We start from the raw sequence: 24,065 nt of genomic DNA on the forward strand, positions 1-24,065 counted from the left end.
CGCTGAGTTTGGCATAGAACCGCCACGGCACGAAAGACTCCGCAAGCTGACGGCGAGGTGTCCGCCGGCCGCAGTCTTCGCTATAATCCGCGACCTGCCCACGCCGCAGGCTCGCCGAGCACATGTTGATTCCGGTCTGGGCCGCCATTATCCCGGTTCGTACAGGGCCTGAAAGGATCGCGCAATGTTTGAAAACTTAACCGACCGTCTCTCGCAGACGCTGCGCCATGTCACCGGCAAGGCGAAGCTGACCGAGGACAATATCAAAGACACCCTGCGTGAAGTGCGCATGGCGTTGCTCGAAGCTGACGTCGCACTGCCGGTGGTCAAGGACTTCGTCAATTCGGTCAAGGAGCGCGCTGTCGGCACCGAGGTGTCGCGCAGCCTGACGCCGGGCCAGGCGTTCGTGAAGATCGTCCAGGCCGAACTCGAAAGCCTGATGGGCGCGGCCAACGAAGACCTCAACCTGAGCGCCGTTCCGCCCGCCGTGATTCTGATGGCCGGTCTGCAGGGCGCGGGTAAAACCACCACTGCCGGCAAACTGGCGCGCTTCCTTAAAGAGCGCAAGAAGAAGTCGGTCATGGTTGTTTCGGCGGACATCTACCGTCCGGCGGCGATCAAGCAGCTGGAAACCCTGGCCAACGACATCGGCGTGACGTTTTTCCCGTCCGACCTGAGCCAGAAGCCGGTCGACATCGCCAACGCGGCTATTAAAGAAGCAAAACTGAAATTCATCGACGTGGTCATCGTCGACACCGCCGGTCGTCTGCACATCGACGAAGAGATGATGGGCGAGATCAAGGCGCTGCACGCCGCGATCAACCCGGTCGAAACCCTGTTCGTGGTCGACGCCATGACCGGCCAGGACGCCGCCAACACGGCCAAGGCCTTCGGTGATGCGCTGCCGCTGACCGGTGTGATCCTGACCAAGGTCGACGGCGACGCCCGTGGCGGTGCCGCGCTGTCGGTGCGCGCCATCACCGGCAAGCCGATCAAGTTCATCGGTATGGGCGAGAAGAGCGAGGCGCTCGACCCGTTCCATCCTGAGCGGATCGCCTCGCGGATCCTCGGCATGGGCGACGTGCTCAGCCTGATCGAGCAAGCCGAAGCGACCCTCGACAAGGACAAGGCCGACAAACTGGCCAAGAAGCTGAAGAAGGGCAAGGGCTTCGACCTCGAAGACTTCCGCGATCAGTTGCAACAGATGAAGAACATGGGCGGCCTCGGTGGCCTCATGGACAAACTGCCGAGCATCGGCGGCGTCAACCTGTCGCAGATGGGCAATGCCCAGAACGCCGCAGAGAAGCAGTTCAAGCAGATGGAAGCCATCATCAATTCCATGACCCCGGCCGAGCGCCGCGACCCTGAGCTGATCAGCGGTTCGCGCAAGCGCCGGATCGCCATGGGTTCCGGCACTCAGGTGCAGGACATCGGCCGCTTGATCAAGCAGCACAAGCAGATGCAGAAGATGATGAAGAAATTCACCGCCAAGGGCGGTATGGCAAAAATGATGCGCGGCATGGGCGGTATGTTGCCCGGCGGCGGCATGCCGAAGATGTAAGACGTTCTGTCTGATCCATTCTTCTTATATATGGCGAGAGAAATGGGTAAGGCGGGCACAAGATCCGCGCCGGTCGTCGCACCGGCGCAGACCCTGCAAGGAAGCAGGATCAACAGCAAACCCGCACTCGGCGGGAGCTGACTGGCCGTTTTCATCGACGGCTCTCTATGCAAATCTGCACGGCATGCCATGGGCGCCGGAAAAAGGCATTTGCAAAAGTCCGGATATTCCTTAGAATATGCGGCCTTTCGGGCACCCATGCCCGCTGTGCATTTAGATTTGCAGCACCGACTACAGGAACGATGTTCACATGCTAACAATCCGTCTTGCCCTTGGCGGCTCCAAAAAGCGCCCGTTTTACCACCTGACCGTAACCGACTCGCGTAACCCGCGTGACGGCTCCCACAAAGAACAGGTTGGCTTCTTCAACCCTGTTGCCCGTGGACAGGAAATCCGTCTGTCCGTGAACCAAGAGCGCGTTGCCTACTGGCTGAGCGTTGGTGCACAACCTTCTGAGCGCGTTGCTCAGTTGTTGAAGGAATCTGCCAAGGCTGCGGCCTGAGCAATATGAACGCGACGCCAGCCCCTGCCGATGATTTGATCGTTATTGGCAAAATTTATTCTGTTCATGGCGTTCGCGGCGAAGTGAAGGTTTATTCCTTTACTGATCCGACTGAAAACCTGTTGCAGTACAAAACCTGGACGCTCAAGCGCGAAGGCAATGTCAAACAGGTCGAGCTGGTCAGTGGACGCGGGAGCGACAAGTTCCTGGTCGCCAAGCTCAAGGGTCTCGATGATCGTGAAGAAGCTCGTCTTCTGGCCGGTTATGAGATCTGCGTGCCGCGCAACCTGTTCGCTGAATTGACCGAAGGCGAGTACTACTGGTACCAGCTGGAAGGTCTGAAGGTCATCGACACTCTTGGGCAACTGCTCGGGAAAATCGATCATCTTCTGGAAACCGGCGCCAATGATGTAATGGTCGTCAAGCCTTGCGCTGGCAGCCTGGATGATCGCGAACGCCTGTTGCCCTATACGGAGCAATGCGTGTTGGCCGTCGACCTGGAAGCGGGCGAGATGAAGGTGGATTGGGACGCGGACTTCTGAACGTGGCTAACTTGCGCGTAGAAGTGATCAGTCTGTTTCCCGAGATGTTTTCCGCCATTGGCGATTACGGCATCACCAGTCGTGCGGTCAAACAGGGGCTCTTGCAGCTGACCTGTTGGAATCCGCGAGATTACACGACGGATCGGCATCACACTGTGGACGATCGCCCGTTTGGCGGTGGTCCGGGCATGGTGATGAAGATCAAGCCCCTGGAAGATGCTCTGGCCCAGGCCAAAGCAGCAGCCGGGGAGGTGGCGAAGGTGATTTACCTGTCCCCCCAAGGCCGTCAACTGACTCAGTCGGCGGTACGCGAGCTGGCACAATCGGATGCATTGATCCTGATTGCCGGCCGCTATGAAGGCATTGACGAGCGCTTTATTGAGGCTCATGTCGATGAAGAGTGGTCGATTGGCGACTATGTACTGTCTGGCGGCGAGCTGCCGGCCATGGTCCTGATCGATGCGGTTACACGACTGCTGCCTGGAGCTTTAGGGCATGCAGATTCCGCTGAGGAAGATTCCTTTACGGATGGTCTGCTGGATTGCCCGCACTACACCCGACCGGAGGTGTATGCGGATCAGCGTGTTCCCGACGTGTTGCTGAGTGGCAATCACGCGCATATCCGGCGTTGGCGTTTACAGCAGTCCCTTGGTCGGACCTATGAACGACGCGCCGATCTTCTGGAAAGCCGCTCGCTTTCTGGAGAAGAGAAGAAGCTGCTCGAGGAATACATCCGCGAGCGGGACGATAGTTAACAACGTATCGATGGTAGATCGAACGATTTACCTTAGGAGCACAGCATGACCAACAAAATCATCCTTGCACTCGAAGCAGAGCAGATGACCAAAGAAATCCCTACCTTCGCCCCAGGCGACACTATTGTCGTTCAGGTGAAAGTGAAGGAAGGCGATCGTTCCCGTCTGCAAGCGTTCGAAGGCGTTGTAATCGCCAAGCGCAACCGCGGCGTGAACAGTGCGTTCACCGTTCGTAAAATCTCCAACGGTGTTGGCGTAGAACGTACTTTCCAGACCTACTCCCCGCAGATCGACAGCATGGCTGTTAAACGTCGCGGTGACGTACGTAAAGCCAAGCTGTACTACCTGCGCGACCTGTCGGGTAAAGCAGCTCGCATCAAGGAAAAACTGGCTTAAGCCCAGCTTCCGATGCAGAAAAAAGCAGCCTACGGGCTGCTTTTTTGTTGCCTGGAATTTACCGGTTCAATCTCACACGCCGCGCTCAATGAAGTTGCCTGTTTCTTGAACTGGCCGGCTATGAAAGACTAGCCCCCCTTCACTGTCCATTTGCGCGCAGCTCGAAAGCTGCCTGCCCCGAGCATCCATGCCTGCCATCGACCATCCGCTGATTGATCAATTCCTCGACGCTTTATGGCTGGAGAAAGGCCTGTCCGACAACACTCGCGACGCCTATCGCAGCGACCTCGCGCTGTTCAATGGCTGGTTGCAGGAGAAGAACCTCGAGCTGATCAATGCCGGTCGCGAGTTGATCCTCGATCACCTGGCCTGGCGCCTGGAGCAAAACTACAAGCCACGCTCGACGGCGAGATTTCTCTCCGGGGTGCGGGGCTTTTATCGCTATCTGCTGCGGGAAAAGCTGATCCACGTCGATCCGACGTTGCGCGTCGACATGCCGCAACTCGGCAGGCCTTTGCCCAAGTCGCTGTCGGAAGCTGATGTCGAAGCGCTGCTCAAGGCGCCGGATCTGAGTGACGCCATCGGCCAGCGCGACCGCGCGATGCTGGAAGTGCTGTATGCCTGTGGTCTGCGCGTGACCGAACTGATCAGCCTGACCCTGGAGCAGGTCAATCTGCGCCAGGGCGTTTTACGGGTGATGGGCAAGGGCAGCAAGGAACGCCTGGTGCCGATGGGCGAGGAGGCGATTGTCTGGGTCGAGCGTTATATGCGTGATGGCCGTAGCGAGTTGCTCGGTGGGCGCCCCAGCGATGTGCTGTTTCCCAGTCAGCGCGGCGAGCAGATGACCCGGCAGACGTTCTGGCATCGCATCAAACACCAGGCCAAGGTCGCCGGGATCAGCAAATCGCTGTCGCCGCACACCTTGCGCCACGCATTTGCCACGCATCTTCTCAACCATGGCGCGGACTTGCGCGTGGTGCAGATGTTGCTCGGGCACAGCGACCTGTCCACCACGCAGATCTATACCCACGTCGCCCGCGCCCGCTTGCAGGACCTGCACGCCAAACACCATCCTCGCGGCTGAACACGAAACCCTGTGTAGGAGCTGCCGAAGGCTGCGATCTTTTGATCTTGCTTTCGTTTACAGAAGCCAGAATCAAAAGATCGCAGCCTTCGGCAGCTCCTACGGAGTGAGATCGATGTCTTGTGTCAGGCGCATTCGGCCCTCGCGGCCTTATGTGTTAGGCTTTGCCGGTTTGCACGATGGACGGTTATGACCCGGTGTTTCGCACGGGCGTTCTGATTGTTTCATTGGCCCGCCCTCAGGAGTACTCATGCGTCTGACCCAGATTTTCGTCACCGCCGCCATTGCGCTGGTGAGCACCTTTGCCGTCGCCGATGACGCGGCCGACAAAGCCATTCGTCAAAGCCTAGAAAAACTCGAACTCGAGGTACCGGTCGAAAGCATCAATGCCAGCCCGTTGCCCGGCATGTACGAAGTCAAACTCAAAGGCAGCCGCGTGCTCTACGCCAGCGCCGATGGCCAGTACATCGTGCAGGGCAACCTGTACCAGCTCGAGAACGGCAAACCGGTCAACCTGACCGAAAAGACCGAGCGCCTGGGCATTTCCAAACTGATCAACGCCATCCCGGTAGCCGAAACCGTGGTCTACCCGGCCGTGGGCGAAACCAAATCGCACATCACCGTGTTCACCGACACCACCTGCCCGTACTGCCACAAACTGCACGCTGAAGTGCCCGAGCTGAACAAGCGCGGCATCGAAGTGCGCTACGTGGCGTTCCCGCGCCAGGGCCTGAATTCGCCGGGTGACGAGCAGCTGCAAGCGGTGTGGTGCTCCAAGGACAAGAAAGCCGCCATGGACAAAATGGTCGATGGCAAGGAAATCAAAGCCGCCAAGTGCGATAACCCGGTTTCCAAACAGTTTGCGCTCGGTCAGTCGATCGGCGTGAACGGCACGCCGGCCATCGTTTTGGCTGATGGACAAGTCATTCCGGGCTACCAGCCTGCGCCACAAGTCGCCAAACTGGCGCTGGGCGCGAAGTAATTCGCATCGTCACGGGCAGCCGTTGACGATCGTGGTCCGGCAGTAACAGCGCCGGGCCATCAACAGAGAGCCGCGAGCACGCGGTTGTTTTCCGGCCGACCCTGCGTCGGCCGTTTCATGGGGAGTTCACAGTGAATCCGGTCAAAGTAGGCATCTGTGGGTTAGGGACCGTCGGTGGCGGTACCTTCAACGTACTTCAGCGCAACGCCGAGGAAATTGCTCGTCGTGCCGGGCGTGGAATCGAAGTGGCACAAATTGCCACGCGCACGCCAAAGCCTCAGTTCCAGACGACCGGTATTGCGATTACCAACGATGTCTTCGAAGTGGCCACGAACCCTGAGATCGACATCGTCATAGAGCTGATGGGCGGCTACACCGTTGCCCGCGAGCTGGTACTCAAGGCCATCGAGAATGGCAAGCATGTGGTCACCGCGAACAAGGCCCTGATAGCCGTTCACGGTAATGAGATTTTCGCCAGGGCACGCGAAAAAGGCGTGATCGTGGCGTTTGAAGCAGCAGTGGCCGGTGGCATTCCGGTGATCAAGGCGATCCGTGAAGGCCTGTCTGCCAACCGCATCAACTGGGTTGCCGGGATCATCAACGGCACCGGCAACTTCATCCTCACCGAAATGCGCGAGAAGGGCCGTACGTTCGAAGACGTGCTCGCCGAAGCGCAAGCGCTGGGTTACGCCGAAGCCGATCCGACTTTCGACGTCGAAGGCATCGATGCCGCGCACAAGTTGACCATTCTGGCGTCGATTGCCTTCGGTATTCCGCTGCAATTCGACAAGGCGTACACCGAAGGCATCACCAGACTGACCACTGCCGACGTCAACTACGCCGAAGCGCTGGGCTATCGCATCAAGCACCTCGGTGTGGCACGCAGCACTGACGCCGGCATCGAGTTGCGTGTACACCCGACGCTGATCCCGGCCGATCGCCTGATCGCCAACGTCAACGGGGTGATGAACGCAGTGATGGTCAACGGTGACGCCGCCGGTTCGACGCTGTTCTACGGTGCCGGCGCTGGCATGGAGCCAACCGCTTCGTCGGTGATCGCCGATCTGGTCGACGTGGTTCGCGCCATGACCTCCGACCCGGAAAACCGTGTACCGCACCTGGCCTTTCAGCCGGACTCGCTGTCGGCGCATCCGATCCTGCCGATCGAAGCCTGTGAAAGCGCTTATTATCTGCGCATTCAGGCCAAGGACCACCCGGGCGTACTGGCTCAGGTGGCGAGCATCCTGTCGGAGCGCGGCATCAATATCGAATCGATCATGCAGAAGGAAGTCGAAGAGCATGACGGCCTGGTGCCGATGATCCTGCTGACCCACCGCGTGGTCGAGCAGCGTATCAATGATGCAATCACTGCGCTGGAAGCACTGGCTGGCGTCGACGGCCCGGTTGTACGGATCCGTGTCGAACATTTGAACTAAAAAGCAGCGGCACGCTTCGAGCTGCAAGCGGCAAGAGAGAAGCAGTCTGGCTTTTACTTGCGACTTGCAGCTTGCAGCTTGCAGCTCAAACCGAAGGTTTGAAAAAAAATGCGATATATCAGTACTCGCGGCCAGGCCCCGGCCCTGAATTTCGAAGACGTCCTGCTGGCCGGTCTGGCGACCGATGGCGGTCTGTACGTCCCGGAAAACCTGCCACGTTTTACTCAGGAAGAGATCGCTTCCTGGGCCGGCCTGCCGTATCACGAACTGGCGTTCCGAGTGATGCGTCCCTTCGTCACCGGCAGCATCCCGGATGCCGATTTCAAAAATATTCTCGAAGAAACCTACGGTGTGTTCGCCCACAGCGCCGTGGCGCCACTGCGTCAGCTCAATGGCAATGAATGGGTGCTGGAGCTGTTCCACGGCCCGACCCTGGCGTTCAAGGATTTCGCCCTGCAACTGCTCGGTCGTCTGCTCGACTACGTGCTGGAAAAGCGTGGCGAGCGCGTAGTGATCGTCGGTGCCACCTCCGGTGATACCGGTTCGGCCGCTATCGAAGGCTGCAAGCACTGCGAAAACGTCGACATTTTCATTCTGCATCCGCACCAGCGCGTGTCTGAAGTGCAGCGTCGGCAGATGACGACGATCTTCGGCGAGAACATCCACAATATCGCCATCGAAGGCAACTTCGATGACTGCCAGGAAATGGTCAAGAACAGCTTCGCCGACCAGAGCTTCCTCAAAGGCACGCGTCTGGTGGCGGTGAACTCGATCAACTGGGCGCGGATCATGGCCCAGATCGTCTACTACTTCCATGCAGCCCTGCAGTTGGGCGGTCCGGCGCGTTCGGTGTCGTTCTCGGTACCGACCGGCAACTTCGGCGACATCTTCGCCGGTTACCTGGCGCGCAACATGGGTCTGCCGATCAATCAGTTGATCGTCGCGACCAACCGCAACGACATCCTGCACCGCTTCATGAGCGGCAACCAGTACGTCAAGGAAACCCTGCACGCGACGTTGTCGCCGTCGATGGACATCATGGTTTCGTCGAACTTCGAACGCCTGCTGTTCGACCTGCACGGTCGTAACGGTGCGGCGATTGCCGGCCTGATGGGCTCGTTCAAAAAGGACGGCAGCTTCAGCGTCGAACAAGAGCGCTGGACCGAAGCGCGCAAACTGTTCGACTCGCTGGCGGTGGACGATGCGCAGACTTGCGAAACCATTGCCGAAGTCTACGAGCAGAGCGGTGAAGTCCTTGATCCGCATACGGCGATCGGTGTGAAAGCCGCGCGCGAATGCCGTCGCAGTCTGGACATCCCGATGGTGATTCTGGGGACTGCCCATCCGGTCAAGTTTCCCGAGGCAGTGGAGAAAGCGGGTGTAGGAAAAGCGCTCGAACTACCTGCACATCTTTCTGATTTGTTTGAGAGAAACGAGCGCTGTACGGTGCTGCCAAACGACCTGAAAGCCGTGCAAGCCTTTGTCAGTCAGCATGGCAACCGCGGCAAGCCACTCTAAGCCTGCAAAAGCTGTCACATTTTGAAGCCCGTCTCCTGACGGGCTTTTTTGTTTCTGCTGCCACACTGCTCGGGTTTTCACCCACGAAGGACGGGTGAGTCGATCACGAAGGAAATGGCAATGCTGTTTTACAGAGGTTTGAAACCGGCACTGGGCTGGTTGTTTTTGTTGGCGATGCTGGGCTGGATGCACAACGGCGTGGCAGCGCAAATGGCGCTCGATCAGGCGAATGCGGCAGTCAATGTGCAGGCTGTCGAACTGGATGCGCACGAGCGGCAATGGATCCGTGACAACCCCAAAGTGACGGTGGCGTCGGTGCAATATCCGCTGTACCTGTTTCAGGACGAGCACGGACAGTGGAGCGGCCTGAACAACGACGTACTCAAACACGTCAGCGCGATGACCGGTTTGCAATTCGAGCATCAGGAATCATTCTCCACCGATCATATGCTCGAACGCCTGCAAAGCGGGGTCGCGGACATTAGCACGACCTTGGCCATGAGCGATGATCGCAAGCTGTTTCTTGATTTCAGCCATGCGTTCGGCGGCGCCGGCTGGGTGTTCGTCGGGCATGCCGGTGCACCGACCATAGAGTCTTTCGAGCAATTGGCAAAACGCGTCGTAGTGCTGCCGGCTCGCCACGCGCTGGAAGATGTGATTCGGCGCGATTATCCAGCGATCGAAATACGCTCGGTGAAGACTTATGCCGAAGCCCGGGCATTGGTCGAAAGTGGTGAGGCCTACGCCACGATCGAAAACGAAATCGGCGCGCAGCTCTATCCGCTGGGCATGCTCAAGGTCGGCGGCTTGGTGGAGGGCAAGTGGGAAGCCGATCACCTGGCTGTACGAAAAGGCATGCCGGAGCTGCTGAGTATTCTCAACAAGGCGCTGGAGGCTTTCCCTGCTGCGGAGTTACGGGCGATCCGTCTTAAATGGCTGGAAGGAATTTCGCCAGCGCCCGTGCCATCGATCTGGCAGCAACTGGTCGAGTGGGGATGCTGGGCGATGGGGGTGATCGGCGTTTTCGGAATACTGTCATTGGTTTGGAACAGGCGCCTGGCGGCCGTGATCAAATTGCGCTGCGAAGCGGAAAAGGAACTGGGCGATCAATTGGCGTTCCAGCACGCCCTGATCGATTCGATGCCGGATCCGGTGTTCGTCCGGGATCTGCAAGGGCGCCTGATCATCTGTAATCGCAGTTACGAGGAGGCGTTGTCAGTGCGCCTTGATCAGATGCAGGGGCGCCTGCTGATCGAGGTCGATGCATTTCCTGAAACCACCGCCCGGATGCTGCACGACGAATTCATCGCGCAGTTGCAAACCCGCAAGTCGCGCTTCAGCAAAAGACAGCTGGTATTCAATGGCGGGCCGCGCGAGGTCTATCAGTGGACCGTGCCGTTTTACAGCGGTGACGGTAAATTGCGCGGCTTGTTGGGCGGCTGGACCGACATCACGCAGCGCAAGTCCGAAAGCGGGTGTCGCTGTCTGCAGTAAAGATGGGAAATGTCCTGCAAGACGCGGCTACTTTTCTGATGGGAGGCTTAAGACGCCTGCCCTAGAGTGAACGACAACTGCGGTGAGAGTCCGCGATGATCGCTCCAGAGGTCGCCAATGCGCTCGCTTAAAGTCCTGATTCTTGAACCCAACCCGTTCCAGCTGATGGCGTTGCATCAAATGCTCAACGCCATCGGTATCTACGACGTGCTGACCGCGCCTTCGTTAGCCTCAGCTCTGTGTTCTCTTGGCCATCGCGGTGCGGTCGATATTGCTATCTGCGATCCGCAACTCAAGGGTGGGGATGGCCTGGCCCTGATTCATCACCTGGCGGCGCACCACGAGGCGCGTGCATTGATCCTGCTGGGCGCGGTCGCGCAGAGCCTGTTGAGTGAGCTCGAGCCCATGCTGCAACAACGCCGCCTGCGCCTGCTGGGGCGTCTGCAAACGCCGGTCTCGGCAGTGTTGATGAGAGCGCTGCTGGACAATTATCTGATATCGCCGCCGGAGCTCGTCGAGGCCTGAGCCCGGCGGTTATTTTTCTGTCATCTTCGCCGTGCATGCTTTGTCAGACGCGGCCCCCTGCGATTGGGTCGCGACAGGCAGAACTTTCTTCTCGGGCCGGTGGTCATTTAATGTGAACACGCCCCAGGCACTGTGTTTTCGGACTATTGAGTGGAGATCGAGATGGAAAGTATCAGTCTATTGCTCGGTGAGGCTCTGAGCCCGTATCAGGTGACGCTGACCCCTCGCGGCAGCCATGGTGAATGTCTGGTGACGCTGAAGAACAGCAGCGGCGCCATTGTGGTGGAACGCGAATTCAATCAGGCCCAGTTGAGCGACAAGCGCTTGCTGACTGACGTGGTAGACGGGCTGCACCGTGACGTCATGATCGCCGAGGGACGGCTGGAACCCTGCGTCATCGCGGCGTTGCGCAATGCGGCTCTGGACAAGCGTCCTGTCCTGTAAAGATGAAATATTTTTTGTGGGAACCTTCCTGCATCCCTGTCAGTCAGACCCCATAACAGCAGGATCAAGCATTGTGCTCCGGTGCTTGTCGCTTGCTGCTACGGGTCTCGAAGCAGACCACGTTTAACCCCGAGTCGTCTCCCCACTTCTCGGGGTTTCTTTTTGCCTCGCGTTTGCTCACTGCGTTGCGGCTTGCTCGAAAACCAGCGCGCCCGTGGTGCTCAAATGGCTCCGTCTTCACGCAACCGAGCGATTTGCGCCGCGTCGTAGCCCAGTTCGCCAAGCACCTGCGCATTGTGTTCGCCAAGCTGCGGTCCGACCCACTCGGACGAACCCGGCGTTTCGGACAGTTTCGGGACGATGCCGGGCATCTTGAAGTCCTTGCCGTCCGGCAGCTTGGCATGCAGAAACATTTCCCGAGCCAGGTATTGCGGGTCGTTGAACATGTCCTCGGCGCTGAAGATTCGGCTGACTGGCACCTCAGCCTGGTTGAGCAGGTCGAGCACGCCTTGCAGCGGTAGCGAATTGACCCAGCGATCAATCACGCCATAGAGCTCGTCGCGGCGACTGTCACGCCCGTCATTGCTGGCCAGTGCCGGGTCATTGGCAAGGTCTTCGCGGCCGATCACCTGCATGAAACGTTTGAAGATGGCATCGCCGTTGGCGCCGATCTGCACATGTTTGCCGTCGGCACTGGTGTGGATCGAAGAGGGCGTGATGCCCGGCATGATGTTGCCACTGCGTTCGCGGATGAAACCGAAGACATCAAATTCCGGCACCATGCTTTCCATCATCGCGAAAATCGCCTCATACAGGGCGACATCGACCACTTGGCCGAGTCCGCCGTTGACCTCGCGATGACGCAGCGCCATCAGTGCACCGATCACGCCCCACAGCGCGGCAATCGAATCGCCGATGGAAATCCCGGTGCGCACCGGCGGCCGATCCTCGAAACCGGTGATGTACCGCAGGCCGCCCATGGATTCGCCAACTGCGCCGAAGCCTGGCTGATCCTTCATTGGCCCGGTCTGACCAAAACCGGACAGGCGCACCATCACCAGTTTCGGGTTCAGCGAATGCAAGGTTTCCCAGTTCAGGCCGAGTTTTTCCAGCACTCCGGGGCGGAAATTCTCGATGAGGATGTCGGCCTCGCCCAGCAGTTGTTTCAGGATGGCCAAACCGTCGGGATGTTTGAGGTTGAGGGTCAGGGACTTCTTGTTGCGCGCCTGGACGAACCACCACAGGGAGGTGCCTTCGTACAACTTGCGCCATTTGCGCAGGGGATCACCGCCGTCCGGCGATTCGATCTTGATCACTTCGGCGCCGAACTCGCCGCAGATGCGCGAGGCAAACGGCCCGGCGATCAGCGTACCCAATTCAATGACTTTCAGACCCGAGAGCGGTTTGCTGGTGAACGGCATGCGAAATCCTGTAGGACAAGGCTGAGCGGATACAGGTTTTTAACATAGCCGGCTGTCAGACGCCGCAGCTTGATTGCCATCAATTCGATGATTGCCTGTGCCATCGGTTAGACTTGCCGACTTTCCTCGTATCAAGAAGCCCGTTCATGGCCCAGCCGTCCACTACGTACAAATTTGAACTGAACCTCACCGACCTCGACCGCAGTGTCTACGAGAGCGTCAAGCAGACCATCGCCCGTCACCCTTCGGAGACTGAAGAGCGCATGACCGTGCGGCTGCTGGCCTACGCGCTCTGGTACAACGAGCAACTGTCGTTCGGCCGTGGTCTGTCAGACGTGGATGAACCGGCCTTGTGGGAAAAAAGCCTGGATGACCGCGTCCTGCACTGGATCGAAGTCGGCCAGCCGGATGCCGACCGCCTGACCTGGTGCTCGCGCCGCACCGAACGCACCAGCCTGCTGGCCTACGGCAGTCTGCGCGTGTGGGAAACCAAGGTGATCCCGGCGATCAAGAACCTGAAAAACGTCAACATCGCCGCCGTCCCGCAAGAAGTGCTGGAAACCCTGGCCAAGGACATGCCGCGCGTCATCAAGTGGGACGTGATGATCAGCGAAGGCACGATCTTCGTCACCGACGACCGCGGTCAGCACGAAGTCCAGTTGCAATGGCTGCAAGGTGAGCGCGGCTGAGGTCGCGACACCGCTGATATTTCCCACGAATCAAAGAGAAACCTCCGTCGCCCCATGCGTATCGAACCTCGTCAATTGCCTGCCACGCTGCCTTTCCTTGGTGATCTACCGCCACTGCTGACCCGCCTGTACGCGGCGCGGGGCGTGCAGTCGGAGGCGGAACTGGACAAGAGTCTGGCGCGCTTGATCCCGTTTCAGCAGCTCAAAGGCATCGATGCGGCGGTCGACCTGCTGGTGACGGCACTGGAGCAACGCCAGCGCATTCTCATCGTTGGCGACTTCGACGCGGACGGCGCCACCGCCAGCACCGTCGGTGTGCTCGGTTTGCGCCTGTTGGGCGCGGCGCATGTCGATTATCTGGTGCCGAACCGTTTCGAATACGGCTATGGCCTGACTCCGGAAATCGTCGAAGTTGCGTTGACCCGTGAGCCGCAATTGTTGATCACCGTCGACAACGGCATTTCCAGTGTCGAGGGCGTCGCGGCGGCCAGGCGCGCCGGGCTGAAAGTGCTGATCACCGACCACCACTTGCCCGGCGATGAACTGCCGCAGGCTGACGCGTTGGTCAATCCGAACCAGCCAGGCTGCGAGTTTCCGAGCAAGGCACTGGCCGGCGTCGGGGTGATTTTCTATGTATTGATGGCCTTGCGCGCGCGCCTGCGCAGCCTCGGCTGGTACGAGAGCAAACCGCAACCGAACATTGGCGAGCTGCTGGATCTGGTAGCGCTGGGTAGCGTCGCGGACGTGGTGCCGCTGGATGCCAACAACCGTATCCTCGTGCATCAAGGTCTGGAGCGGATTCGCGCCGGGCGGGCGCGGCCGGGGATCAAGGCGATCCTCGAAGTCGCCAAGCGAGAGGCGGCGCGGATCACTTCCACCGATCTTGGCTTTATCGTCGGCCCGCGCCTCAACGCCGCAGGACGTCTGGACGACATGAGCCTGGGCATCGAATGCCTGCTCACCGCCGACGCCAATCTGGCCCGGGAAATGGCTGCACAACTGGACGGCATGAACCAGGATCGCAAATCCATCGAGCAGGGCATGCAGCGTGAAGCCTTGGCGCAGCTCAAGGATCTGCCGGTCGAATCGATGCCGTTTGGTCTGTGCCTGTTCGATCCGGAGTGGCACCAGGGTGTGATCGGCATTCTCGCTTCGCGCATGAAAGAACGCTATTTTCGCCCGACCATTGCCTTCGCCGATGCTGGTGATGGCTTGCTCAAGGGCTCCGGTCGTTCGGTGCAGGGCTTCCATATACGTGATGCGCTGAGCGTGGTCGCGGCGCAGCATCCAAACCTGATCGCCAAATATGGTGGTCACGCGATGGCCGCTGGTCTGACCTTGCCGCAGGAGAATTTTCCGCTGTTCGCCGAGGCATTCGACGCCGAAGTGCGTAGGCAACTTCGCGAGGAAGACCTCACCGGGCGCATGTTGTCGGACGGCACGCTGGCCGTCGAAGAGTTCCACCTCGAACTGGCCCGCGCCTTGCGCCACGCCGGGCCGTGGGGTCAGCATTTTCCCGAGCCGCTGTTTCATGGCGTGTTTCAGCTGGTCGAGCAGCGCGTGGTTGGCGAACGGCATTTGAAAGTGGTGCTGAAAAGCGAATGCGGCTCGGTGAAGCTCGATGGCATCGCGTTTGGGATCGATCGCGATGTCTGGCCGAATCCGACGATTCAGTGGGTTGAACTGGCTTACAAGCTCGACGTTAACGAGTTTCGCGGCAACGAGACTGTGCAGTTGATGATTGCTCACATCGAACCGCGTTGACGCCATTCGCGAGCAGGCTCGCTCCCACAGGGAATGTATTCCAAATGTGGGAGCGAGCCTGCTCGCGAAGCGTCCTCACACACTGAATTACTCTGAACCCTCCGTCATTCCCGGTTGTCGACTAGGCTCTAAGCACTGCTTGATTGGCCTTGTGACGTCTTGTCGTTTTTTTGCCCGCGGGGGCGGGTGCTGCACCCTTTTTCTGTCACTCGTCGACTTTTCAAACAGAACCCTGGAGCCTGCCCACTGATTCGAGAGGTGCCCCATGAGTCTGCTGCTTGAACCCTTTACCCTTCGCCAACTGACCCTGCCCAACCGTATTGCCGTGTCGCCGATGTGCCAGTACTCCAGCGTTGACGGCCTGGCCAACGATTGGCATCTGGTGCACCTGGGCAGCCGCGCGGTGGGCGGTGCCGGGCTGGTTTTCACCGAAGCCACGGCGGTTACCGCCGACGGGCGGATCACTGCCGAAGACCTTGGGCTGTGGAACGATGAACAGATCGAACCGCTACAACGCATCACCCGCTTCATCACCGCCCAAGGTGCGGTTGCCGGTATTCAACTGGCCCACGCCGGGCGCAAGGCCAGCACTCACCGGCCGTGGATCGGCAAGCATGGCAGTGTCAAACCCGAGGACGGCGGCTGGACCCCGGTCGGGCCATCGCCGATTGCTTTCGATCCGCAGCATACGCAGCCGAAACAGCTGGATGAAGGGCAGATCGCTGAAGTGATCCAGGCCTTCGTCGACGCGGCCAAACGCGCGCTGACGGCCGGTTTCAGCGTGGTCGAGGTACATGCCGCGCATGGCTATCTGCTGCATCAGTTTCTGTCGCCGCTGAGCAATCAACGCCGCGATCAGTACGGTGGTTCGTTCGAGAATCGCATCCGTCTGGTGCTGCAGGTCACAGAAGCGGTGCGGGCGGTGTGGCCGGAAGAACTGCCGGTATTCGTCCGCGTTTCGGCGACCGATTGGGTTGAAGATGGCTGGAATCCGGATGAGACCGTGGAGCTGGCGCGGCGTCTGCACTCCCTCGGCGCGGATCTGATCGATGTGTCGTCGGGCGGTACTGCGGCCAACGCGGAAATCCCGGTTGGACCCGGATATCAGACGCGCTTCGCCGAGCGTGTACGCAAAGAGTCAGGCATCGCCACCGGTACTGTCGGAATGATTACCGAGCCGGCCCAGGCCGAGCACATTTTGCGCACCTGTCAGGCCGATATCATTTTCCTCGCCCGCGAGCTGCTGCGTGATCCGTACTGGCCGCTGCATGCCGATGATGATCTGGGCGGGCGCAAAGCGGTGTGGCCGGCGCAGTATCAGCGCGCGACCCATCGCGATCAGCCGATTCATGAGTCTGATTTGCGCGATTGATCGAAGGCTGGAAAGCAAAAGCCCCGACCAGTGATGGTCGGGGCTTTTCTATTCGGCACAAGCTTGCGTTGTCAGGCGGGCCTCTTCGCGAGCAGGCTCGCTCCCACAATAGGAATGCGGACCCCTGTGGGAGCGAGCCTGCTCGCGAATGACGCCAGAACAGCCGCCTTATAACCTCAAGGGTATTTACGCTTGTCCGGCGCCGGCGGGAAATACTGGTACAGCCAGGTCTCGCTCAACGTGCGATCGTTGGTGCGAATGAACAAGCGCAGTTCCACTGGCTCGACGCTGTCATTGGTCGGGTACCAGTCGAACAGGATCCGATAACCCTTGATGTCATCCAGCACCAGCACGCTGAAGTCCTGCACCTTGCCGTTGGAACAGGTGACCACCGGCTCGATCCCGGTGCCCTGTGGCAAGCGCTCAAGGCCGCCACCGGTGAAGTCCACGGCGAAACGGCGCGCCCAGACCGGCGGGTAGTGTTCACCCGGCGCCCAGCCCTCGGTGAAGCCGCCCATGCCCGAACGCGTTGCGTGCACCCGTGCCAGTGGTGTGCCGACCGGTGGCAGCGCGCTCCAGTACAGCTTGTAACCGTAATTCAGCGAATCACCGGCGGCCACCGGTTTCTTCGGCGTCCAGAACGCGACGATGTTATCCAGCGTCTCGCCGGTTGTAGGAATTTCCAGCAGATCGATAGAGCCTTCGCCCCAGGCGGTTGTAGGTTCTACCCACAGGCTCGGGCGTTTGCTGTACCAGTCGACAGTGTCCTGATAGTTGGCGAATTCGTGGTCGGTTTGCACAAGGCCGAAGCCTTTCGGATCCTTGTCGGCGAACGCGTTGAATTGCAACGTTGCCGGGTTATTCAGCGGCCGGCAAATCCACTCGCCATTGCCGCGCCACATGGCCAGGCGATCGGAGTCGTGAATTTGCGGGTGAATGGTGTCGCACATGCGCCGTTCGTGGGTGCCGCAGCTGAACATGCTGGTCATCGGCGCCACGCCGAGTTGTTCGATGGTGGTTCGAGCGTTGATGTGCGCGTCGATTTCCATGACCACGCGCTCGGCCTGGCAATCGATGTCGAAGCGATAGGCGCCGGTGGCGCTCGGCGAGTCGAGCAGGGCGTAGACCACAAAGCGCGTGGCGTTCTTGTCCGGCGTCTCGAACCAGAACTTGGTGAAGTCGGGAAACTCTTCGCGCTTCTTCGCGTAGGTATCGATGGCCAGGCCGCGTGCGGAGAGGCCATATTGGCCAGTGGCGTCGACCGCACGGAAATAGCTGGCGCCGAGAAACGACACCACGTCATGCCGATCCAGCTCCGGCGCCTTGAACAGTTTGAAACCGGCAAAACCGAGGTCGCCCTTGAGCTGCTGGGTGTCGACCGAAGTGTTCTCGTAGTTGAACAGAGCCGGACGGAAATGCACTTCGCGAGCCATGCGCGTCTTCGGATCAACGCTGTACATGCGCACCGGTTGACGGAAGCCCATGCCGACGTGGAAGAACTGCACGTCCAACTGGCCTTTGTTCTCCTTCCACAGGGAATGCTCGCCGTCGTAGCGGATCGCGTTGAAATTCTGCGGAGTCATGGTCGCCAGGGTCGGCGGCAACACCTGTTTCGTATCCTGATAGGCATTGCCGGCGAGCTGTTTGGCCTGACGCTTCAGCGACTCGAAATCGAAGGCCTGGGCCTCGCCATCGGCGGCGCCACCATTGGCCGCCCAGGCGCGAGCGGCCAACAGACCCGACGCGGAAAGACCGGTATAGGCCGCAATGGCCATGGACGCTTTGAGCAAATTCCTGCGGTGCATAAATACAACCTGTCGTGTGCAATCCAGCGCCGTTCCTGGCACCTGTCGGATCGGAAATTACGGTTCGGTCATGCCTTCGGCCAAACGCAACGGACTATAAACAGATGCCCGCTAGCTTAATCGGTTCGATTGTCGGGCAAAAAGCCTTGTTTGCATCGCGTCATCTGGCAATGAAACAAGACATGTCTGTAATTTTTCTGACAGGGGTCTCTGATTTAGAGGGCATATCTGCTTTTTTCGATTAATTACTCTAAAAACCACTTTTCAACGCGGATTTAATTCCTATTCTATGGGCAAGACCGGATACAAGCCTTCGTGCCGGCAGGGCACACGACGCTGCTCGGAGAGGCAGGGCGATGTGAGGTTCAGCAGTTTCTTGACTCAATAGAGAAGGACATCGTCCATGGCAAAAATACAAGGCATCACCGAAATGTTAGGCATCTTCCCTTGCTTGGGCGGCGGGCGCAGAAGACGCCGCCTCAATTCCGAAGAATTGAAATTGGTGGAGCGTTATCGAGAGCTGTCAGAGAGTGACCGGATCGCCATGCGTTATCTGGTGGATGCGATGCGCAGTGTTTCGCGGTTTTAACCTGAAAAAAAGGACGGACTGTGAAGTCCGTCCTTTTCTACGTCCTACACGCTGTGGAACACCACGGTGCAAAGGAGCGACCTCTTAGAAGGTGTTTCCGTCAATTCGAGGAGAATGATCCTACGATAAGCGGCGGTTGCGGATTCTGATAGCAGGTATTGCGTTGATGGCACGAGTAATACTCAAGGAGCACGATATGACGACAACCATGACCAGCAAGGGCCAAGTCACTATTCCCAAACCCATACGCGACGCCTTGCGCCTGACGCCGGGGTCGGCTATTGAGTTCAGCGTCAATGAGCAGGGTGAAGTGGTTTTGCACAGCGCCAGACACGATCCAGGTCAACCAAACACACCGGATCGGTTTGACGCAGTTCGTGGCAAGGCAGATATCAAATGGCGGACGGATGACTTGATGGCATTACTCCGGGGGGATGATTGATGGTATTGGTCGATACCAACGTATTGATCGATGTTCTGGAGGACGATCCCGTGTGGGCTGAATGGTCGATTCAGCAGCTTCGGTCTCAGTCATTGATCCACGATTTAGTAATCAACCCGGTTGTTTACGCAGAACTGTCCCAGACGTTCTCTTCATTCGAAACCTTGGATGAAGTCGTTAACCAGCTAGGGCTGGTCGTCCAGGAAATTCCGCGACCTGCGCTTTTTCTTGCCGGCAAGGCGTTCGTACGTTATCCAAAAGTGGGTGGTGGAAAACACAACGTGCTGGCTGATTTCTTTATCGGTGCACATGCAGCGGTAAAGAAGCTCCCGTTGTTAACTCGGGATTCCAAGCGGTATCGCAATTACTTCCCCTCGGTCCAGTTAATCACACCCTCCTGAATGCTCAGCCCGGTTGCCAACCGCGAGCAGCGGAACTCCCCCGGTTTGGGATGTCTGTACCTGATGTGAGTCAGCCTGCTCGCGATGCATTTAGCGCTTGAACATCACATGCCGAACCGTGGTGTAGTCCGCCAGCCCAAACATGGACATGTCCTTGCCATAACCGCGGCGGCGGACATTTTTCGCTGGACTGAAGTGCAAAATCGGTTTTCCCCAGGTCAGCTGCGCAGTTCAATCCCGAGCGCGAGCAACATCTCGAAGCACACTCGCGGGGCGGGTTCGGGCACTTTCGAACTAGGCTGAGGGCCTTAGATCCGGATAACCCTTGTTTGGAGACGGAACATGAACACCCGTGGATTGCTCGATCAACTGCTCAAGTCCGGGCAGGAAATGCTGCAGAACAAGGCTGGCGGCGCTTCCAACAAATCGGCTGCCAGCGGACTTGGCGGCTTGCTCGGTGGCTCGTCTGGCTCCAGCGGCCTCGGCGGCCTGCTGTCCGGCGCGGGCGGCGGCGCATTGGCCGCGGGCGCGATGGGCCTGCTGCTCGGCAACAAAAAAGTCCGCAAGGTCGGCGGCAAAGTCGCCATCTACGGCGGCCTCGCCGCGCTGGGCGTGCTGGCCTACAAGGCCTACGGCAACTACAACGCCCAGAAAGGCAGCGCACCCCAACGCGAACCACAAACCCTCGACCGCCTGCCACCCGCGCAAGTCGAAGAACATAGCCAGGCGATCCTCAAAGCCCTGGTCGCCGCCGCCAAGGCCGACGGCCACATCGACGAGCGCGAGCGCGAACTGATCGAAGGCGAATTCACCAAACTCGACAACGACCAGGAACTGCAACACTGGCTCCACGCCGAACTCAACAAACCCCTCGACCCCACCGACGTCGCCCGCGCGGCGAGCACACCGGAAATGGCGGCGGAGATGTACATCGCCAGTGTAATGCTGGTGGATGAGGAGAACTTCATGGAGAAGAGTTATCTGGATGAACTGGCGCGGCAGTTGAAATTGGAGCCGGGGTTGAAGGTGGAGTTGGAGAGGCAGGTGCGGTTGGCGGCAGATTGATTCTATGGGGTGAGAAATCGCAGTGTTGTGCTGCGATTTTTCCTGTGTCGCTTATTGAGGCGTCAATACAGATTTAGGTTGGAAAGCCGTTTTTAATCTTTTTGATTCGTGAACAATGATGTAATCAAGCCTCAATCATAAACTCTTCAATTCTTTCAATGAATTCGATTTTGCTTTTGGTTCTGAACTCACCTAGAAACTTTTCGGAGTTTTTGATTGGCTCACCTTTTTTATCATATTCTATAGTTAGCATATCAATCACAAATTCTCCGTCGGGATCCCCTTCGGGCTCGACTCTCGTGTCAAAGCAATGCCCGGTACTCTGACGGACTCCTCCAATCAGTACCGAACTAGAGAACCAGTCGCAAGTTTCCGGTGTCAGCTCCACCTCAAACAGGTTGTTGATTGTTATTGTCCATCCGCTTGGTATGCGGATAGGCTGGAGTTTGTATTCGAGTTTTGATCTCATTAGCTCTCTTCGAATCGTTGCATCGTGAATACTTTGTTCTGATCATCCTGATGATAATCGTGCTCACTGCAGCGCTGAACAAAAGCGCTCGCAAGTATCAGGTTATTTTACTTTAATTTGTATTTGAATTTTTCATCTAAACCCAGAGATATGTCCTGATTTTTTGTTCGCTCGAATATAGAGATTATTTTTTTAAAAGTTTCGCCCATGCTTTGTTCAGATTCTTTCGAATTTTTCCATACTATTTCAACAGGACGCTCTACGTCCGTACTGAGCAAATCCCACAGAGCATTTAGGTTGTTCCCGTAGTATTGAGCCACGGAAAATGCAGAAGCTATACGTTTATGGAAATCTTGCTCGGAGGAGATGGATAGGCCGTCAAGTTCAATTAGCATTAAGATTATTTCCACTTTCCGGTTGGGCTGACAGTTTCATAATGATCACTGGTGATATATAAAAGGCCATCATTCGAATAGGGCGGCCTAGTTCAGGTTGGTTGCTCCGTGACATAGTATTGCTCAGTCCGACGTCGGCTTCATACTAAGTACGGCCAGAGGCGGATGGGAGAACATTTGTATCATTGTAGAAAATATCTCCACCTATTTGTCCACCGGGAACGCTGTTGTTAACTGCTTTACCCGGCTTCCACCCGCTCTGAGCAGCCTGAGCCTTCGTGACGTAATTGGGCGGAAGCTGTCCATTAGATCGCAAGCTTTCTACCAAGGGATTAGCGGCCTCAGTCGTCCTCAGGTCCCGTTTCATGGCCTCGTATTTGGCGGCGTTATGGGCGGCATTATCGTAGGGTTCAGGTTCGTCACAGTCTTTACTGGCTAGCCCCAACGGATCCACCCACCCCGCAGGGTTAGCACGTACTGGTAGCTATTCAACCCACCCGCAAGCTTGATCGGATCCGGGGTCAAGAACCGTCCAGTCCCCGGATTGTAGTAGCGGTGGCGGTTGTAATGTAAGCCTGTCTCAACGTCGAAATACTGACCTTGGAAGCGCAGCGGGTTGTCGATTTCGCTGACGTCCAGTGCAGCGAGATTGCCGTAGGCGCGGTACTTCGCCGACCACATGATTTCTCCGCTGTAGTCGGTGAGTTCTTGGGGCGTTCCGAGGTGGTCGAGTTGGTAGTAGAAGGGTGCCGCTCTAAGCGGGCCTTCGCCGTCAAGCATTGCCAACGGGCGGAAGGTGCCCGGTTCGTAGATGTAGCTGCGAAAGCGATTTTCTGCACTTTAGGTAATCAATCGCTCGCCTTGCCAGAGGAATTCAGTGGTGTGGCCGTCGACGGTTTTCTCGTTGGGACAAATGGGGACAGATTTATTTCAGTAGAAAATAAATCTGTCCCCATTTGCCTTGATTCTAACCATCAAGGATGGAGGTTTTGTACGTTGAAAATAACAGTAGCGATTTTGGTCCTTGGTTGTTTTCTATTCGGCGTTCATCATTTTCCTATAGCTGTCGAATGTATTAACGCATTCTTCGTCTTCGTTAATCAACCTTTCATAGAAGCTCTCATCGTCAGCCCACTCGCAAAATACGAGCTGTGTCTTGACTTTTTTGTTGTGCGTGCACTGTGAGTTAAGAACCCAGTGAGAAGAGATTTTTTTTTCGGTGACTTCAAAAAAGTCCAATGCGAATGGTTTAGGGTATTCATCATATGGCTCTGGGCATATATAAACCCATGGGCAGTTGTCCCAAAATTCAACGCCGTATACGGTATATTCTTTTCCAACTTCGATGTCTAGCTCACTGTCGCCGATCGAGATATAGCGCTTAAGCCTTGTTGCAGTATCCTGCGTGAAACTTTGGTCTATTTTGTTTGTTTTACATTTAACTTTCATTTTTTTTCAGAATTCCCGGGTGGTACGGATGGGTCGTTTCCCCACGGTTTTATATCGTCGGTGCTATGCTTTTTGAATTTAAAGTCCATTAATTTGCCAGTCTCCGGATCACGAACATAGTGCACCACCGAGTCGTTACCGTTTTTGGATTTTACTTTAAGCTCCCATTTGTCCATTCCTTTGAAGTTTGGATCATTTAAGCCCTCAATGATCCTGACCCCGTGTCCTTCTTTCGCCGCCTGCAATGTCATCTGATCCTGAATGCTTTTAGGTTCACGACTCCATTTGTCATGTTTTGGTGGTTCAGGAGGTGGGGGCGATCCTTCCTTTACAACTGCTTTACTTGCAGGGTTTTCGGTGCTTGAGCCGGAGGAGCCATCTTTGCCTCCGGGGCATCCGCTCAATCCCAACGGATCCACCCACCCCGTAGGGTTAGGTACGTACTGGTAGCTATTCAACCCACCCGCAAGCTTGATCGGATCGGGCGTCAAGAACCGTCCAGTCCCCGGATTGTAGTAGCGGTGGCGGTTGTAATGTAACCCTGTCTCGGCGTCGAAATACTGTCCTTGGAATCGCAGCGGGTTGTCGATTTCGCCGACATCCAGCGCTGCGAGATTACCGTAGGCGCGGTATCTCGCAGACCACATGATTTCGCCGCTGTAATCGGTCAGTTCCTGCGGCGTGCCGAGATGGTCGAGTTGATAGTAGAACGGTGCCGCTCTAAGCGGGCCCTCTCCATCAAGCATGGCCAAAGGGCGGAAGCTGCCCGGTTCATAGATGTAGCTGCGGTAGCGGTTCTCTGCGCTTTCAGCGATGAGGCGTTCGCCTTGCCAGAGGAATTCAGTGGTGTGGCCGTCAACGGTTTTCTCGATGCGGCGGCCGAAGGCGTCGTATTTGTAGGATGC

Annotated in this window: 25 protein-coding genes and 1 pseudogene; 19 read left to right on the top strand and 7 right to left on the bottom strand. The window is 57.5% G+C overall.

Annotated features, from left to right (window positions below; translation table 11 throughout):
* The first annotated feature begins 184 nt into the window (after positions 1 to 184).
* The 12 genes from ffh to AC0Z4S_RS09955 all read left to right on the top strand — a co-directional run bounded on the left by ffh (position 185) and on the right by AC0Z4S_RS09955 (position 11,299).
* Positions 185 to 1,561, top strand: coding sequence for a signal recognition particle protein (gene ffh / locus AC0Z4S_RS09900; RefSeq protein WP_007967791.1), 1,377 nt, complete (start codon positions 185 to 187; stop codon positions 1,559 to 1,561).
* A gap of 310 nt (positions 1,562 to 1,871) precedes the next feature.
* Entirely contained in the window at positions 1,872 to 2,123 is a 252-nt protein-coding gene (gene rpsP, locus AC0Z4S_RS09905; RefSeq protein ID WP_003185073.1) for a 30S ribosomal protein S16, read from the top strand.
* 5 nt (positions 2,124 to 2,128) lie between these two features.
* Positions 2,129 to 2,665, top strand: a complete 537-nt coding sequence (rimM, locus tag AC0Z4S_RS09910) for a ribosome maturation factor RimM (protein WP_016771538.1) — start codon at positions 2,129 to 2,131, stop codon at positions 2,663 to 2,665.
* 2 nt (positions 2,666 to 2,667) lie between these two features.
* Positions 2,668 to 3,420 (top strand): tRNA (guanosine(37)-N1)-methyltransferase TrmD, encoded by a 753-nt coding sequence (trmD, locus tag AC0Z4S_RS09915; protein ID WP_485622838.1) that lies wholly within the window; start codon positions 2,668 to 2,670, stop codon positions 3,418 to 3,420.
* 45 nt (positions 3,421 to 3,465) lie between these two features.
* Positions 3,466 to 3,816 carry a 50S ribosomal protein L19 gene (rplS, locus tag AC0Z4S_RS09920; protein WP_003175895.1) on the top strand — a complete coding sequence of 117 codons (351 nt, stop codon included), beginning with the start codon at positions 3,466 to 3,468 and terminating at the stop codon, positions 3,814 to 3,816.
* A 187-nt stretch (positions 3,817 to 4,003) separates the two neighbouring features.
* Positions 4,004 to 4,900, top strand: coding sequence for a site-specific tyrosine recombinase XerD (gene xerD / locus AC0Z4S_RS09925; RefSeq protein WP_253499433.1), 897 nt, complete (start codon positions 4,004 to 4,006; stop codon positions 4,898 to 4,900).
* Between the two features lie 250 nt (positions 4,901 to 5,150).
* Positions 5,151 to 5,882, top strand: coding sequence for a bifunctional protein-disulfide isomerase/oxidoreductase DsbC (dsbC, locus tag AC0Z4S_RS09930; protein WP_253499436.1), 732 nt, complete (start codon positions 5,151 to 5,153; stop codon positions 5,880 to 5,882).
* A gap of 131 nt (positions 5,883 to 6,013) precedes the next feature.
* Positions 6,014 to 7,318 (top strand): homoserine dehydrogenase, encoded by a 1,305-nt coding sequence (locus AC0Z4S_RS09935; protein ID WP_485622839.1) that lies wholly within the window; start codon positions 6,014 to 6,016, stop codon positions 7,316 to 7,318.
* Positions 7,319 to 7,426: 108 nt separating this feature from the next.
* A complete protein-coding gene (gene thrC, locus AC0Z4S_RS09940; protein ID WP_485622840.1) occupies positions 7,427 to 8,836 on the top strand; it encodes a threonine synthase in 1,410 nt (469 codons plus the stop codon).
* A gap of 120 nt (positions 8,837 to 8,956) precedes the next feature.
* Positions 8,957 to 10,330: a transporter substrate-binding domain-containing protein gene (locus tag AC0Z4S_RS09945; RefSeq protein ID WP_471877384.1), complete on the top strand. Its 1,374-nt coding sequence runs from the start codon at positions 8,957 to 8,959 to the stop codon at positions 10,328 to 10,330.
* Between the two features lie 117 nt (positions 10,331 to 10,447).
* Complete coding sequence (locus AC0Z4S_RS09950; protein ID WP_485622841.1) at positions 10,448 to 10,855, top strand: response regulator; 408 nt, start codon at positions 10,448 to 10,450, stop codon at positions 10,853 to 10,855.
* 162 nt (positions 10,856 to 11,017) lie between these two features.
* Positions 11,018 to 11,299 (top strand): DUF3509 domain-containing protein, encoded by a 282-nt coding sequence (locus tag AC0Z4S_RS09955; RefSeq protein ID WP_253499450.1) that lies wholly within the window; start codon positions 11,018 to 11,020, stop codon positions 11,297 to 11,299.
* Between the two features lie 221 nt (positions 11,300 to 11,520).
* On the opposite strand, the gene AC0Z4S_RS09960 is transcribed toward AC0Z4S_RS09955, so the two are convergent.
* Positions 11,521 to 12,720 carry a CaiB/BaiF CoA transferase family protein gene (locus AC0Z4S_RS09960; RefSeq protein WP_485622843.1) on the bottom strand — a complete coding sequence of 400 codons (1,200 nt, stop codon included), beginning with the start codon at positions 12,718 to 12,720 and terminating at the stop codon, positions 11,521 to 11,523.
* Between the two features lie 146 nt (positions 12,721 to 12,866).
* Between AC0Z4S_RS09960 and AC0Z4S_RS09965 the strand changes: the two genes are divergently transcribed.
* The 3 genes from AC0Z4S_RS09965 (at position 12,867) to AC0Z4S_RS09975 (ending at position 16,545) form a co-directional block, all read left to right on the top strand.
* Positions 12,867 to 13,409 (top strand): YaeQ family protein, encoded by a 543-nt coding sequence (locus AC0Z4S_RS09965; protein ID WP_007908961.1) that lies wholly within the window; start codon positions 12,867 to 12,869, stop codon positions 13,407 to 13,409.
* A 54-nt stretch (positions 13,410 to 13,463) separates the two neighbouring features.
* A complete protein-coding gene (gene recJ / locus AC0Z4S_RS09970; RefSeq protein WP_485622844.1) occupies positions 13,464 to 15,173 on the top strand; it encodes a single-stranded-DNA-specific exonuclease RecJ in 1,710 nt (569 codons plus the stop codon).
* Between the two features lie 265 nt (positions 15,174 to 15,438).
* The gene (locus tag AC0Z4S_RS09975) at positions 15,439 to 16,545 is read left to right on the top strand and encodes an NADH:flavin oxidoreductase/NADH oxidase (protein ID WP_485622846.1); all 1,107 of its coding nucleotides are present in this window, start codon (positions 15,439 to 15,441) and stop codon (positions 16,543 to 16,545) included.
* Between the two features lie 176 nt (positions 16,546 to 16,721).
* Here AC0Z4S_RS09975 and AC0Z4S_RS09980 read toward each other — a convergent pair whose 3' ends face one another.
* Positions 16,722 to 18,350 carry a glucan biosynthesis protein D gene (locus AC0Z4S_RS09980; protein WP_485622847.1) on the bottom strand — a complete coding sequence of 543 codons (1,629 nt, stop codon included), beginning with the start codon at positions 18,348 to 18,350 and terminating at the stop codon, positions 16,722 to 16,724.
* A 403-nt stretch (positions 18,351 to 18,753) separates the two neighbouring features.
* Between AC0Z4S_RS09980 and AC0Z4S_RS09985 the strand changes: the two genes are divergently transcribed.
* The 4 genes from AC0Z4S_RS09985 (at position 18,754) to AC0Z4S_RS10000 (ending at position 20,847) form a co-directional block, all read left to right on the top strand.
* Positions 18,754 to 18,939: a hypothetical protein gene (locus tag AC0Z4S_RS09985; RefSeq protein ID WP_016771524.1), complete on the top strand. Its 186-nt coding sequence runs from the start codon at positions 18,754 to 18,756 to the stop codon at positions 18,937 to 18,939.
* Positions 18,940 to 19,135: 196 nt separating this feature from the next.
* The gene (locus tag AC0Z4S_RS09990; RefSeq protein ID WP_253499460.1) at positions 19,136 to 19,381 is read left to right on the top strand and encodes an AbrB/MazE/SpoVT family DNA-binding domain-containing protein; all 246 of its coding nucleotides are present in this window, start codon (positions 19,136 to 19,138) and stop codon (positions 19,379 to 19,381) included.
* Positions 19,381 to 19,782 (top strand): type II toxin-antitoxin system VapC family toxin, encoded by a 402-nt coding sequence (locus tag AC0Z4S_RS09995; protein ID WP_485622849.1) that lies wholly within the window; start codon positions 19,381 to 19,383, stop codon positions 19,780 to 19,782. The genes AC0Z4S_RS09990 and AC0Z4S_RS09995 overlap by 1 nt, the downstream gene beginning before the upstream one ends.
* 342 nt (positions 19,783 to 20,124) lie before the next feature.
* A complete protein-coding gene (locus AC0Z4S_RS10000) occupies positions 20,125 to 20,847 on the top strand; it encodes a tellurite resistance TerB family protein (protein ID WP_485622850.1) in 723 nt (240 codons plus the stop codon).
* A 124-nt stretch (positions 20,848 to 20,971) separates the two neighbouring features.
* On the opposite strand, the gene AC0Z4S_RS10005 is transcribed toward AC0Z4S_RS10000, so the two are convergent.
* The 5 genes and pseudogenes from AC0Z4S_RS10005 to AC0Z4S_RS10025 form a co-directional block, all read right to left on the bottom strand.
* Positions 20,972 to 21,316 (bottom strand): hypothetical protein, encoded by a 345-nt coding sequence (locus AC0Z4S_RS10005; RefSeq protein ID WP_485622851.1) that lies wholly within the window; start codon positions 21,314 to 21,316, stop codon positions 20,972 to 20,974.
* Positions 21,317 to 21,423: 107 nt separating this feature from the next.
* Positions 21,424 to 21,711 carry a barstar family protein gene (locus AC0Z4S_RS10010; RefSeq protein ID WP_485622852.1) on the bottom strand — a complete coding sequence of 96 codons (288 nt, stop codon included), beginning with the start codon at positions 21,709 to 21,711 and terminating at the stop codon, positions 21,424 to 21,426.
* Between the two features lie 145 nt (positions 21,712 to 21,856).
* Positions 21,857 to 22,614: pseudogene (locus AC0Z4S_RS10015) on the bottom strand (RHS repeat-associated core domain-containing protein); the annotation flags it as partial.
* Between the two features lie 132 nt (positions 22,615 to 22,746).
* On the bottom strand, positions 22,747 to 23,160 hold the full coding sequence (locus tag AC0Z4S_RS10020; protein WP_485622854.1) for a hypothetical protein: 414 nt from the start codon (positions 23,158 to 23,160) through the stop codon (positions 22,747 to 22,749).
* Positions 23,157 to 24,065: RHS repeat domain-containing protein (locus tag AC0Z4S_RS10025; RefSeq protein WP_485622855.1), on the bottom strand; the 909-nt coding region annotated here is incomplete at its 5' end. The genes AC0Z4S_RS10025 and AC0Z4S_RS10020, both read right to left, overlap by 4 nt.

The organism is Pseudomonas sp. 1L-B-1-E-C1 (genome assembly GCF_057291835.1).

Bases quoted from the DNA above. Each gene is read 5' to 3' on its own strand.
- ffh (WP_007967791.1), top strand. From the start codon at position 185: ATGTTTGAAAACTTAACCGACCGTCTCTCGCAGACGCTGCGCCATGTC.
- rpsP (WP_003185073.1), top strand. From the start codon at position 1,872: ATGCTAACAATCCGTCTTGCCCTTGGCGGCTCCAAAAAGCGCCCGTTT.
- rimM (WP_016771538.1), top strand. From the start codon at position 2,129: ATGAACGCGACGCCAGCCCCTGCCGATGATTTGATCGTTATTGGCAAA.
- rplS (WP_003175895.1), top strand. From the start codon at position 3,466: ATGACCAACAAAATCATCCTTGCACTCGAAGCAGAGCAGATGACCAAA.
- xerD (WP_253499433.1), top strand. From the start codon at position 4,004: ATGCCTGCCATCGACCATCCGCTGATTGATCAATTCCTCGACGCTTTA.
- dsbC (WP_253499436.1), top strand. From the start codon at position 5,151: ATGCGTCTGACCCAGATTTTCGTCACCGCCGCCATTGCGCTGGTGAGC.
- thrC (WP_485622840.1), top strand. From the start codon at position 7,427: ATGCGATATATCAGTACTCGCGGCCAGGCCCCGGCCCTGAATTTCGAA.
- AC0Z4S_RS09945 (WP_471877384.1), top strand. From the start codon at position 8,957: ATGCTGTTTTACAGAGGTTTGAAACCGGCACTGGGCTGGTTGTTTTTG.
- AC0Z4S_RS09950 (WP_485622841.1), top strand. From the start codon at position 10,448: ATGCGCTCGCTTAAAGTCCTGATTCTTGAACCCAACCCGTTCCAGCTG.
- AC0Z4S_RS09955 (WP_253499450.1), top strand. From the start codon at position 11,018: ATGGAAAGTATCAGTCTATTGCTCGGTGAGGCTCTGAGCCCGTATCAG.
- AC0Z4S_RS09960 (WP_485622843.1), bottom strand. From the start codon at position 12,720: ATGCCGTTCACCAGCAAACCGCTCTCGGGTCTGAAAGTCATTGAATTG.
- AC0Z4S_RS09965 (WP_007908961.1), top strand. From the start codon at position 12,867: ATGGCCCAGCCGTCCACTACGTACAAATTTGAACTGAACCTCACCGAC.
- recJ (WP_485622844.1), top strand. From the start codon at position 13,464: ATGCGTATCGAACCTCGTCAATTGCCTGCCACGCTGCCTTTCCTTGGT.
- AC0Z4S_RS09975 (WP_485622846.1), top strand. From the start codon at position 15,439: ATGAGTCTGCTGCTTGAACCCTTTACCCTTCGCCAACTGACCCTGCCC.
- AC0Z4S_RS09980 (WP_485622847.1), bottom strand. From the start codon at position 18,350: ATGCACCGCAGGAATTTGCTCAAAGCGTCCATGGCCATTGCGGCCTAT.
- AC0Z4S_RS09985 (WP_016771524.1), top strand. From the start codon at position 18,754: ATGGCAAAAATACAAGGCATCACCGAAATGTTAGGCATCTTCCCTTGC.
- AC0Z4S_RS09990 (WP_253499460.1), top strand. From the start codon at position 19,136: ATGACGACAACCATGACCAGCAAGGGCCAAGTCACTATTCCCAAACCC.
- AC0Z4S_RS09995 (WP_485622849.1), top strand. From the start codon at position 19,381: ATGGTATTGGTCGATACCAACGTATTGATCGATGTTCTGGAGGACGAT.
- AC0Z4S_RS10000 (WP_485622850.1), top strand. From the start codon at position 20,125: ATGAACACCCGTGGATTGCTCGATCAACTGCTCAAGTCCGGGCAGGAA.
- AC0Z4S_RS10005 (WP_485622851.1), bottom strand. From the start codon at position 21,316: ATGAGATCAAAACTCGAATACAAACTCCAGCCTATCCGCATACCAAGC.
- AC0Z4S_RS10010 (WP_485622852.1), bottom strand. From the start codon at position 21,711: ATGCTAATTGAACTTGACGGCCTATCCATCTCCTCCGAGCAAGATTTC.
- AC0Z4S_RS10020 (WP_485622854.1), bottom strand. From the start codon at position 23,160: ATGAAAGTTAAATGTAAAACAAACAAAATAGACCAAAGTTTCACGCAG.